The 12090-nt window shown below is 35.3% G+C and carries 10 protein-coding genes; 1 reads left to right on the top strand and 9 read right to left on the bottom strand.

Annotation, left to right across the window (positions count from 1 at the left end):
* Positions 1–245: 245 nt before the first annotated feature.
* From AA076_RS00685 to AA076_RS00720, 8 genes are all read right to left on the bottom strand, one after another.
* Positions 246–725: a YagU family protein gene (locus AA076_RS00685; protein WP_001802886.1), complete on the bottom strand. Its 480-nt coding sequence runs from the start codon at positions 723–725 to the stop codon at positions 246–248.
* 269 nt (positions 726–994) lie between these two features.
* The gene (argB, locus tag AA076_RS00690) at positions 995–1759 is read right to left on the bottom strand and encodes an acetylglutamate kinase (protein WP_000668894.1); all 765 of its coding nucleotides are present in this window, start codon (positions 1757–1759) and stop codon (positions 995–997) included.
* A 15-nt stretch (positions 1760–1774) separates the two neighbouring features.
* Entirely contained in the window at positions 1775–3016 is a 1242-nt protein-coding gene (gene argJ / locus AA076_RS00695) for a bifunctional glutamate N-acetyltransferase/amino-acid acetyltransferase ArgJ (RefSeq protein ID WP_000682611.1), read from the bottom strand.
* Positions 3017–3027: 11 nt separating this feature from the next.
* Positions 3028–4059: an N-acetyl-gamma-glutamyl-phosphate reductase gene (gene argC, locus AA076_RS00700; RefSeq protein ID WP_000598483.1), complete on the bottom strand. Its 1032-nt coding sequence runs from the start codon at positions 4057–4059 to the stop codon at positions 3028–3030.
* Positions 4060–4097: 38 nt separating this feature from the next.
* Positions 4098–5282: an ornithine--oxo-acid transaminase gene (rocD, locus tag AA076_RS00705; protein WP_001084436.1), complete on the bottom strand. Its 1185-nt coding sequence runs from the start codon at positions 5280–5282 to the stop codon at positions 4098–4100.
* Positions 5283–5534: 252 nt separating this feature from the next.
* The gene (gene brnQ1 / locus AA076_RS00710) at positions 5535–6890 is read right to left on the bottom strand and encodes a branched-chain amino acid transport system II carrier protein BrnQ1 (RefSeq protein WP_000728173.1); all 1356 of its coding nucleotides are present in this window, start codon (positions 6888–6890) and stop codon (positions 5535–5537) included.
* Between the two features lie 275 nt (positions 6891–7165).
* Positions 7166–7723, bottom strand: coding sequence for an isochorismatase family protein (locus tag AA076_RS00715; protein WP_000606890.1), 558 nt, complete (start codon positions 7721–7723; stop codon positions 7166–7168).
* A 66-nt stretch (positions 7724–7789) separates the two neighbouring features.
* Entirely contained in the window at positions 7790–9430 is a 1641-nt protein-coding gene (locus AA076_RS00720; RefSeq protein ID WP_000813555.1) for an alpha-keto acid decarboxylase family protein, read from the bottom strand.
* 193 nt (positions 9431–9623) lie between these two features.
* Here AA076_RS00720 and AA076_RS14245 point away from each other — a divergent pair, with 193 nt between their 5' ends.
* Complete coding sequence (locus tag AA076_RS14245) at positions 9624–9725, top strand: hypothetical protein (RefSeq protein ID WP_000979526.1); 102 nt, start codon at positions 9624–9626, stop codon at positions 9723–9725.
* On the opposite strand, the gene ptsG is transcribed toward AA076_RS14245, so the two are convergent.
* Positions 9704–11749: a glucose-specific PTS transporter subunit IIBC gene (gene ptsG / locus AA076_RS00730; protein ID WP_001227724.1), complete on the bottom strand. Its 2046-nt coding sequence runs from the start codon at positions 11747–11749 to the stop codon at positions 9704–9706. The two genes, AA076_RS14245 and ptsG, sit on opposite strands and share 22 nt — an antisense overlap.
* Between the last annotated feature and the right edge of the window lie 341 nt (positions 11750–12090).

Here is a 12090-nt window from a genome sequence, read left to right on the forward strand (position 1 = left end):
AAATGAAAGGTGAATACACGATGGCATCATTCAAAATCATGACGAGATTAAAGTAAGTGATAAGGTAAAAATATACTGAGCAATATTGAAATTACCGAAAATAATAGTTTGTTACGACGCATTTGAGACTTTAATGCTCACGTAAGTTGGCTGGAATCATATCATGTCAGTTAATAAAATAACGTGAGCATCAATCATCATACTCAAACGATGATTTAAAACTCACGTTAATGTTAGTCAGTGTATTAATTTAATTTATAGCGATAGACAAAATGTTGTCGCACTAATTCAATTGTCATCATCCAGACGATATGGCCAAAGAATTCTGACAGATGCTCTTGGAATGGTTGATCCCACACAGCAGGTACAGTATGCATGATTGGCATAATGATAAGGTGGAATAATACCCAAATAGCAATACCAAAAACAGCACCTTGTCCCATTGCTAAGTAAGCGTATTTTTTAACTAATATGCAGTAAATAATTGCAATGACGATAGAAAAACTAAAGTGGACAATAAAGCTTACCCAAGGCAATTCCATATTTGAAAATGTATATGTTTGATGCGTAAACTCACTACTAAATCCTAATTGTTGCAATAACTCTTGAGGTGGGTTCGTTGCATTACGTTCTGGTGTGCGAGGTGGAAACATGACCTCCCAACCTAATTTTACAATTCCAGATAACAAGCCACCGATAATTCCAGCATAAATGAATATACCCATTTGTCGTTTCGTCAACTTAAGGACTCCTCTCTATTTACTATCCTCATTATAGTATTTTGTGAAAATAATCACAATAAAAAGCTTTGCAAAACTTAAAATATTTTGATAAACAAATTTGTAAAAGGTTATTAGTTTTTTACATCTCATATTGTATCGTACTGTATTCAAAATTGTTAACGAGATGAACGGTAAATAAATGTTTTAGCGCAATGGATAATCGAACTGGAATCATCTCGCGTGTCAAAACTTGTTAGGCCTTAATTTCATAGTTATGAATTAAGGATTGTTGTGCCAACAAAATCATTATTGTAAATAGATTCAATGATATTTGGCTTGTTTCCTGATGCAATGATAACTTTAGGACAGCCATTTTCAATCGCATTTTTGGCATCTAGCACTTTGGGAATCATACCTCCATAAATATCACCATGTTCAATATATTGATGAATATCGACTAATGGCAATTGAGGTATAACAACATCATTGATGAGTACACCTGCAATATTACTTAATACATAAATAGGCGCTTTTAATGATGATGCAATAAAATAGGCAAGCGTGTCAGCATTAATATTGTAAAATTCTCCATCATGGTTATTGAAACCAATCGAATTGATGATAGGTACAAATTTAGTACATAAATACTGTAAAGCATCCTTATTTAAAGCGGTCGGAACACCGACATATCCATATTGTTGATCAAAAGATGTAATTTCAAACAGCTGTGCATCCAAACCACATAAGCCTATTGCAGAACATTGGTGCTGGTTAAATTGAGCTACTAATGCAGTGTTAACGTCTGCAATGAGCGTGTGTTTAGTAATGGTCATGGTTGCTTTATCAGTCACTCTTAGGCCATTAACAAAGTGTGGCTCGATTTGCTGGTTTGATAATGCTTCATTAATAAATGGGCCACCGCCATGAACGATAATGGGGTAGATGTTGTTTGATCGTAAATGCTTAATGTTGTTAATAATTGATGGATGCATGTCACTAAGTGTACTGCCACCAATTTTAATGACAATAAATTTCATCTAACCAACACCACCTTATGTTCGATATGATGCGTTGATACGCACATAATCATAGGATAAATCACAACCGTATGCAGTCGCTGCAGCGTTACCTAAACCAAGCTGAACGTCAATTGTGACATTTTCATGAGTTAATGTATTCGACATAGCTTGCTCATCAAATAGTACAGCCATACCTTTATCAACGACAGGTATTTGGTTCAGTTGAACATATGTGCAGTTAGGATCAATTTCACATCCGCTGTAGCCAATAGCTGTAATGATTCGACCAAAATTGGCATCTTCGCCAAAAATAGCTGATTTTACTAGATTTGAACTTACGATAGTTTTACCGATTTTTCTTGCATCTGATATTGATTTAGCGCCTGACACATTGACGCTGATTAACTTTGTTGCGCCTTCGCCATCTCTGGCTATAGCTTTAGCTAAAAATGTACAGACAAAATTGAATGCATCAACAAATGTTTCCCATTGTGGATGGTCTTGACTAAGTATTTGGTGTTCAACTTGGTGATTTGCCATGACTAATACCATGTCATTTGTACTTGTATCGCCATCAACAGTAATCATATTAAATGTATGGTCAGTCGAAGATTTTAATAATTGATGAAGTGTATTCGATTCAATCGATGCATCGGTTGTTATAAAAGCAAGCATGGTAGCCATATTTGGGTGAATCATACCTGAACCTTTGGTGCTACCACCAATTGTAACGGTTTTACCATCGATTTTTAGTGATACAGCGATATGTTTTGTACAGGTATCAGTTGTTAAAATTGCCTCGTTAAACGCACCTGGCGTTGCAAAATTAGCATCCTTAATATGTTCGGTCCCAGTCTTAATTTTATCCATAGGCAAATATTCACCAATGACCCCAGTTGAAGCAACAGCAACATGCTCAGATGGTATTTGAAGTTGTTGAGCAACCCATGTTTGTGTTTGTCGTGCATCATCTATGCCTTGTTGACCGGTACAAGAATTTGCATTAGCTGAATTAACAACAAGTGCTTGTAATTTTCCTTTAGACTTTTGTAAAGTGTCTTCAGTGACAATAAGTGGTGCAGCTTTAAACTGATTTAAAGTATATACGGCAGCTGCACTTGCCAAAGACGATGAGTAAATCCACCCAAAGTCTTTTTTGTTAGCGCGTAAACCGATGTGCATACCACCAGCCGTGAAGCCTTGAGGTGTACTGATATCGCCATGTTTAATAATTGAAAAGTTATATTGTTGTGATGTCGTTTCTTGATGTTTCATTCTAACACCCCTTATGGATAAACTGGTGATTGATTTAGGCCAGTCGTCACTTCAAAATCATATAATATATTTAAATTTTGAATGGCTTGCCCACTTGCGCCTTTGACAAGGTTATCAATCACTGATACTAAAATTGCTGTTTGCGTTGTTTCATCTACATAGATGCCGATATCGCAGTAGTTACTACCGAGTACTTCTTTTGTGGTTGGAAAAGTCCCAATATCTCTAATTCTGACAAATGGCTGATTAGCATAATAAGAGGTCATTAATTTATGTAATGATTCAGTCGTATATTCAGATGATAATTTGACATATATTGTTGATAAAATACCTCGTGTCATTGGTACGAGATGTGGTGTAAATATGACTGATACATCTTGACCCGCAATGATAGATAAATATTGCTCGATTTCCGGTTTGTGTTTATGGTTTCCGATTGCATAAGCGCTTAGATTTTCATTCATTTCTGAAAAATGAACACGTTGTGATAATGAACGACCAGCACCTGACACGCCGGTCTTAGCATCAATAATAATAGATGACAAATCTACTATTTTTTCGCTAATAAGTGGATGTAATGCTAATAATGTTGCTGTAGGGAAACAGCCAGGATTAGAAATGAGCTTCGTTCCATTGTTATCAAACGATTGCCATTCTGAAATGCTGTAAATAGCATGATTCAAATCATCTTGTGCTGCAGCAGTTTCTTTGTAATATGCTTCATATATTTCACGATTCTTAATTCTAAATGCGCCAGATAAATCGATAACATGAATACCTTTTTCTACTAAGGGAGGGATACATGTTTTACTTACGGGTGCTGGTGTCGCAAAGAAAATTACATCACAGTCATTATTGTCCACTGTAAGTGCTTCGAAATGTTGCATAATATGTTGTAAATGTGGAAATGTTAATTTCAACGGTTCATCTACTTTTGAATGTGAGTAGATGTGTGCAATCGTTACATGAGGATGTGTTTGTAACAATCGAATTAATTCAATTGCGCCATAACCGCTACCGCCAACGATACCTACTTTAATCATCATGAATCCCTCCTATGTCATATATAAATGATTAATTGTTAATTTTTAAAAACGTCTTGAAAAGCTGCAACAATTTGATGGATTTCCTCTTTATCAATGACTAGAGGTGGAGACAATCGAATGATAGTACGATGCGTGTCTTTGCATAAGATTCCACGTTGAATCAGTTGATCCACAAAAGGTGCAGCATCTGTGTTAAGCTCTATGCCTATAAATAAACCACGACCTCTAATTTCTTTAATACTAGGATGTTTAAGTTGTAGCAACGCTTTTAATAAAAATGAACCTAAGCGTTCTGATCGTTCAACCAGTTGTTCATCTTTAAGTACATCAAGCGCTGCCGTCGATATTGCAATGGCTAAAGGGTTACCACCAAATGTTGAACCATGTGTACCTGGTGTTAGAACACGCATGACATCATTATTTGCAAGTACAGCAGATACAGGGTATAAGCCGCCACCCAATGCCTTACCTAAAATATAAATGTCTGGAACGACTTGCTCCCATTCCATAGCAAACCATTTCCCAGTTCTACCAAGACCAACTTGAATTTCATCTGCAATCAATAATATTTGATGTTTATCACATAGTTGACGCACAGCTTGAATATATCCTTTCGGTGGTATATTAACGCCACCTTCACCTTGAATTGGTTCCAAAATAATTGCTGCTGTATTCGGTGAAATAGCTTGTGTTAATTGTTCAATGTCTCCAAAATCTACTGTTGTAGTGCCTTGAAGTAGGGGGTGAAATCCTGCTTTATATGCGTCGTGGTTAGATAGTGATAATGAGCCAAGTGTACGACCGTGAAAATTGTTATTCATAGCGATGATTTCAACTTGTCCGTCAGTAATGCCTTTAACTTCAGAGCCCCATTTTCTAGCAATTTTAATGGCTGCTTCAACAGCTTCAGTACCAGAGTTAAGGGGGAGTACTTTGTCTTTCTTAGCAAGATGACAAATTTTTTCTTCCCATTTCCCGAGATTGTCACTATAAAGGACACGTGAAATGATAGACAACTTTGAAGCTTGTTCTGTCATCGCTTTAACAATTGTTGGATGACAATGGCCTTGGTTTGCAACTGAAAAACCCGAAATGCAATCTATATATTGTTTGCCATCAGTATCCCAAACTTTGACACCTTTACCTTTAGAAATGACAAGCTTAAGTGGTGCATAATTATTAGAGCTATAATAATCAGTTAATTCAATGATTGAATTCATCGGTCTCCCTCCTTTATATTTATACATTTTAAAGAATTAATATTAATATATTACAGTTGTTCAATATAAGTGTCAAATGTAAATTTAATAATATAAAGATAAGGTTGTGTTTGTATTAATGTGATTTGTAAAATGAAAGTACTAATATTTTTTGTGGATAATCATTGATATGTATGTATACGATTGCAGTTTAATGTAGTATGAATAAAAAATGCCACAAGCATATGTTTAACATATGACTGTGGCATAGTATTATGCTTGTGGAATTTTACGATGCTTAATTTTATAAATAATGAAGCCGATAATGAAACCAATCAAACTGAGAACAACCCAGCCCATACCAATGTCTGATAATGGTAAATATTTTTGGCTGAAATTAATCAAAGTTTGTGAGAATGATGTGCTTGAAATGAACTCTGGACTAGCTTTTAATCCATCTACTAATGCAGCAATCATTGTAAAGAAAATGGTACATTGATAAATAAGTTTTGAATGATGGAATTTGCTACTAAATAATGTTAGTACAATCAAGGCAATTGCTAATGGATATAAGAACATTAACACTGGGACTGAGTACATAATAATCTTAGTTAAACCAACATTCGCGAATAAGAACGAAATAAAGCTTACAACTGTTGCAATCGCTAGGTAATTCATTTTAGGGAAAAGGTGTTCGAATGTTTCTGAAAATGCCGTAATCAAACCGATGGCTGTTTTTAAACAAGCAACCATAACGATAAGTGACAACAGGACGATACCGTAGTTACCTAAGTAGTATTGAGTAATTTGCGCTAAGGCAATACCACCATTTTCACTAAGTTTGAAATGACCAATACTTAATGTACCCATGATTGCTAGTAGGGTATAAATGATCCCCATCATAATGATACTGATAGTACCAGACTTAATTGTTTCTTTAGCGATATCAGTTGGATTTTCGATACCTAACTTTTTAATCGTTGCAACAATGATAATACCAAATGCCAATGACGCTAGCGCATCTAAGGTATTGTATCCATCTAAAAAGCCGTTAAATAAGGCATGTGATTGATATTGTTTACTAATAGGTGCATCAGATATGCCACCTAATGGATGGATAAAAGCAAATAATAAAATAATTGCTAATAATACTAAGAATACCGGATTTAAAAATTTACCGATATATTCTAAAATTCTTGATGGCTTTCTCGCAAAAAACCATGCAATCACAAAGAAGACGAAGCTAAAAATAAATAAATATAAAGTGATTTGCTTTGGTGATAAAAATGGCGAAAATGCAATTTCAAATGATGTCGTTGCCAGTCTAGGTAAGGCGAAAAATGGTCCGATAACTAGATATAAGGCAATCGTGAAAATGTAAGCATATGTTTTATTAACACGCGATGCAATTTCAAATAAACCAGATGTCTTTGAAATGCCAATAGCAATGATACCTAGAAATGGTAAGCCAATTGCTGTAATTAAAAATCCTAAGTTAGCGATAAAAACGTTAGAACCAGCAGCTTGACCCAAGTGTATTGGGAAGATAAGATTGCCGGCACCAAAGAATAAACCAAATAACATAGAACCTATAAACATGTTTTCTTTAAATGTTAGTTTCTTCTTCATATATGTATTTGTTCTCCTTTTTAGAACTTATAAAAATCTACTTAATTAAGATAATATCAAAAATTAAACATAAAGTGATACATAATTTTGCAATAAATACTAAATTTTTTGAAAATTCCGGAATAAATACTGTTTTTTATGTAGTAGGGGCGTAAGTTAAGAACGATTTAACAGATATAGAATATGTTAAATATAGAAGGTTAGACAACCCGACGTATTAATACTTTGTGAAATAAAGATCCCCCTCAACATGATCGAAGGGGGGAAGTATATGTTTAGTTCAATATATTTAGAAAGTCGTTTGTAGTTATTGTTTGTCCCATCAATGGGAATACATTATCTATTGGAAATTGATGTAGCGTTTCGTTTTGTGCACTCATCATATCTGTAACAAAAAACTGATTGTAGTTTAATTGATAGGCATCTCGCGCTGTCGTATCTACGCCAATATGCGTTGCGACACCACCAAGAACAATCGTATCAATTCCTCGACGTCGCAATTGTAAGTCCAAATCTGTTCCTACAAATGCACTAAAATGTCGTTTGTCTATGACAAAATCGTCATCTCTCTTGTCTAATAAATGATGGAAACGACTGTAGTCGTCGCCTTCTTTTGGTGGTAATGAGATCATTGCATTTGGTTGCAATACATCTTTACCATCATAGAAATTCACGCGAACAAAAGCGATAAAGCCATTGTTTTTTCTAAAAACATCTATTAATTTATTAGCGTTTTGAACGACATTTTCAGCTGTATATGGGGCATAATCCATTTTAAGAATACCTTCTTGCAGGTCGATTAACACTAAAGCGGTTTTATTAAAATTAATCATCTTATATCAGAGTCCTATTCGTTTAATAAAGTATTCGCTTAAACTTATACCCTGTATACGATGAAATTATTTATTTTGTTGTGAAAAAGCTTTAGCGATATCGATGAGTTTCTTCGGTGCGTCTTCGACAGCCATTTTGACTTCGACAAAATGCATCACATCGGGATGACCATTAATTGCATTAAACGTGTCTTGTAAATCTTTTGATGATTCAACGTCATGAATTTCAACATTTTTACCACCAAATACAGCTGGTAAAGCTTTATAATCCCACATGTGAATTTCATTATAAGGTTCATACATGCCGTGAATAAGTCGTTCTACCGTATAGCCGTCATTATTAATCACAAATAATACCGGTTTAATATGCTGTCTAATCATAGTTGAAATAGCTTGAACAGTTAGTTGCAATGAGCCATCACCAATTAATAATAAGTTACGACGATCTTTGTCTGCTAATTGTGAACCTAATGTTGCAGGTAATGTATAGCCGATAGAACCCCATAACGGTTGCCCTATAAAAGTATTGTTTTTGTATAATGCTAAATCATAAGCACCAAAGAATGATGTACCTTGATCAGCAATGATGACATCATTTGGTTTTAAGAAATTTTGCATCATTTTAAAATAAGTTTGTTGTGTTAATGGTTCTGTGCCAACAGTATAATCGGGTGATGTTGGACGATGATACGCAGGGAACGTTGCGTTATTCGTATATGAAATATTGGATAACTGTTTTAACAATGATGGTAGAGATATTTCATCATTTGTAACATCGTCAATTTTGATATTGTGATGATTTAACATAACGACATCATCGATATTGAATTGGTATGAAAAACCTGCTGTTGCTGAATCTGTTAATTTGGCTCCAATATTTAAAATTAAATCGCTGTTGTCCACATAATCTCGTATTTTATCTTCGGCAATTTTCCCATCGTAAATACCCATATAATATGGATTTTCCTCATTAAAAGCACCTTTTCCTAATGAAAGTTGTGCTACTGGTATCTGTGTTTGATTTACAAAATCTTCTAATTCTTGATGGAGGTGAAAACTGTTAATTTCATGTCCAGTAATGATGATAGGCTGCTTCGCTTGATGCAGTTTAGTTGCTAATAACTCTATATATGTTGATGCATCCGTATATTTAGTTGCCGTCACTTCAAATGGTGTCGGTATCTCAATTTCAGAGATTGCGACATCGATTGGTAAATGTAAATGAACTGGGCGTCTTTCGGCGATTGCTGTATTAATTAAACGTGGTATTTCGGTTGTTGCATTTTCAGGTGTGATATAACCTTGTGCAACGGTTATATGTGCAAACATTTTTCGATAGTCGTCAAATGTACCTTCACCAAGTGAGTGATGTACATATTTACCGCCTTGTTCAACAGCACGTGTCGGCGCACCTGTAATCGCAATGACAGGTATGCGTTCAGCATATGAACCTGCGATACCGTTGACGGCACTTAATTCGCCAACACCAAATGTAGTAACTAATGCAGCGAGTCCATTAAGACGGGCATAACCGTCCGCTGCGTAACTTGCGTTTAATTCATTTGTATTTCCTACCCAATCTACATTGGGATTGCTGATAATATCGTCTAGAAAAGCGAGATTAAAATCACCAGGAACACCAAAAATTTTATCGACGCCTGCTCGATGAATAGCGTCAATTAAGTAAGCTCCAATGCGTTGTTTCATAAAAAAAGCCACCTTTTCTCTATATTTACACTTAAAATGATAGCCTCGAATATAGTGTAAGGTCAAGGAAGTTGACTTTGTTGTGAAAACGCTAACAATAGTGAACAATTAATATTTTTTAGGAAATGAGTATGAAGGGGGGCTTTAATTGATGATCTTAAAATTCAAAATTTAAGGGGAGAGCGAACTATCAATGATGCTGCAAAATACAATAGCAAAGAAAAAACAGGCGCGTCACCTTATGAAGGTATACGCACCTGTTTATAGTAAGCATTATTTAGCTTCAAATAATTGATCGCCAAATGAAATGTTGCCATGTTCACCTTGTTTAAAATCAAGGTTTGTAATGTTTCCTTGTGTCACGATAATAGGCGTAATATCACTCTTTGCATGATTGCGGATGTAGTCTAAATCAAAGTTGATTAATAAATCACCTTGTTTAACTTCTTGACCTTCCTCAACATGTAAAGTAAAGCCTTCTCCGTTTAATTTAACAGTGTCTAAACCGATGTGGATTAATAGTTCTAAACCACTATCTGATACAAGACCAATTGCATGTTTTGTTGGGAAAATCATTTGTACTTTACCGTTGAATGGTGCACGAACTTCACCTTGTGAAGGTTTGATAGCGATACCGTCACCCATCATTTTTTCGCTGAACACTTGATCAGGCACTTCTGATAATGGTGTTACTTCACCAGTTAATGGTGCATGCACGATATGGCTCAATTCGCTTGTTGCAGATTTATCTTCTGCAACAACAACAGTTTCGTCTTTATCGTCTTCCATAGTAGTAGGATTTTCTACTACTTGACCATTCATAATCTGTTGCATTTCATGTTTGATTTGGTCAGATTTAGGACCAAAAATTGCTTGCATATTATTGCCGACTTCTAATACACCAGATGCGCCTAAATCTTTCAAACCAGGAACATCAACTTTAGATTTGTCGTTAACTTCAACACGTAGACGTGTGATACAAGCGTCTAAATGTTTAATGTTTGCTTTGCCACCCATAGCTTCTAATACTGCATATGGTAATTCAGTTGCTGAAGCAGTAGCCGCTTGTGATTGTTTATCTTCACGACCTGGTGTTTTGTATTTTAATTTTACAATTAAGAATCGGAATACGAAGTAGTAAATAACTGCGTATACAAGACCTACAGGAATGACTAACCACCATTGTGTCTTATTAGGTAGTATACCGAGTAAGAAGTAGTCGATGAAACCACCTGAGAATGTATAACCTAGATGAAGATCTAATAAGTACAATGTTAAGAATGATAAACCATCAAGTACTGCGTGAATAAAGAATAATAATGGTGCTACAAATAAGAATGAGAATTCTAATGGTTCTGTAATACCAGTTAAGAATGATGTTAAAGCAGCAGAACCCATTAAACCTGCTACTACTTTCTTATTTTCAGGTTTAGCTGTGTGATAAATTGCTAAAGCTGCTGCAGGTAAACCGAACATCATAACAGGGAATTCACCTTGCATGAATTTACCAGCTGTCAAATGTGCGCCTTCACGAATTTGTTCGATAAAGATACGTTGGTCACCGTGAATAATTTCACCAGCTGCATTTTTCCATGAACCAAACTCGAACCAGAACGGTGCGTGGAAAATGTGATGTAGACCGAATGGAATTAATAAACGCTTGATGAAACCAAATAAGAATACGGCAACACCAGTATTTGAATCTAATAATCCTGTACTGAATGCATTTAATCCTGATTGAATCGTTGGCCAAATTAATGCCATTGGGAATGCTAAAATAAATGATGTTGTAGCCATCATAATAGGTACGAAACGCTTACCAGCGAAGAAACCTAAATAAGATGGTAAGTTAATGTTATAGAACTTGTTATAACACCAAGCTGCCAGGGCCCCGATTATAATACCGCCGAACACACCTGTTTGTAATGTTGGGATACCTAAAATGCTAGCGTAACCACTCGCTGGATCACCAATATTCTTAGGTGTAACTTGTAAAAAGTCGCCCATTGTTTTGTTCATGATTATGTAACCGACGAATGCTGCGATAGCTGCTACGCCATCACCGCCAGCTAATCCGATTGCGACACCTAATGCGAAAATCATAGGCAAGTTATCAAAAATGATACCACCAGCACCTGTCATTAATTTAGCGACAGTTTGTACGCCACCATTTTGTATAAACGGCAAGTAGTGTTGTAATGATTCACCTTGCATAGCTGTACCGATAGCTAATAACAGACCAGCTGCTGGTAAAATCGCAACAGGTAACATTAGCGCTTTACCAATACGTTGCAATTGACCGAAAAGTTTCTTCCTCACTTGTCCAACCTCCAAAGTTGTATTTATTATTTAAGATTCAATAAAAAAAGACACGAGCAAATAGACTGTGTTGGTAACCATCACAGCTTAATTTAACTCATGCCTAATCTTACTTAGTAACACGTTGGTGTATGTAATTAATGTAAAAGAAGCAATTGACTAAGTAGTATATAAAACTGATACGTTAGTTTATCTAGCTTACCATCACATCTTATTGAATCTTATTTGTTTGCGACTCCTATTTTAGCATGGTGAAGTATGCGTTTTCAATACAATTATTAAATTCAATTTCAAATCTCTTAATTGTTCACAGATTATTATTAAAACATAATATAAGATAA

Source organism: Staphylococcus aureus (genome assembly GCF_001027105.1).
In the GTDB taxonomy this organism is placed as follows: Bacteria; Bacillota; Bacilli; order Staphylococcales; family Staphylococcaceae; genus Staphylococcus; species Staphylococcus aureus.

Coding starts and splice junctions, on each gene's coding strand:
- AA076_RS00685 (WP_001802886.1), bottom strand. CDS start 725: ATGGGTATATTCATTTATGCTGGAATTATCGGTGGCTTGTTATCTGGA.
- argB (WP_000668894.1), bottom strand. CDS start 1,759: ATGAAATTTATTGTCATTAAAATTGGTGGCAGTACACTTAGTGACATG.
- argJ (WP_000682611.1), bottom strand. CDS start 3,016: ATGAAACATCAAGAAACGACATCACAACAATATAACTTTTCAATTATT.
- argC (WP_000598483.1), bottom strand. CDS start 4,059: ATGATTAAAGTAGGTATCGTTGGCGGTAGCGGTTATGGCGCAATTGAA.
- rocD (WP_001084436.1), bottom strand. CDS start 5,282: ATGAATTCAATCATTGAATTAACTGATTATTATAGCTCTAATAATTAT.
- brnQ1 (WP_000728173.1), bottom strand. CDS start 6,890: ATGAAGAAGAAACTAACATTTAAAGAAAACATGTTTATAGGTTCTATG.
- AA076_RS00715 (WP_000606890.1), bottom strand. CDS start 7,723: ATGATTAATTTTAATAAAACCGCTTTAGTGTTAATCGACCTGCAAGAA.
- AA076_RS00720 (WP_000813555.1), bottom strand. CDS start 9,430: ATGAAACAACGCATTGGAGCTTACTTAATTGACGCTATTCATCGAGCA.
- AA076_RS14245 (WP_000979526.1), top strand. CDS start 9,624: ATGATGCTGCAAAATACAATAGCAAAGAAAAAACAGGCGCGTCACCTT.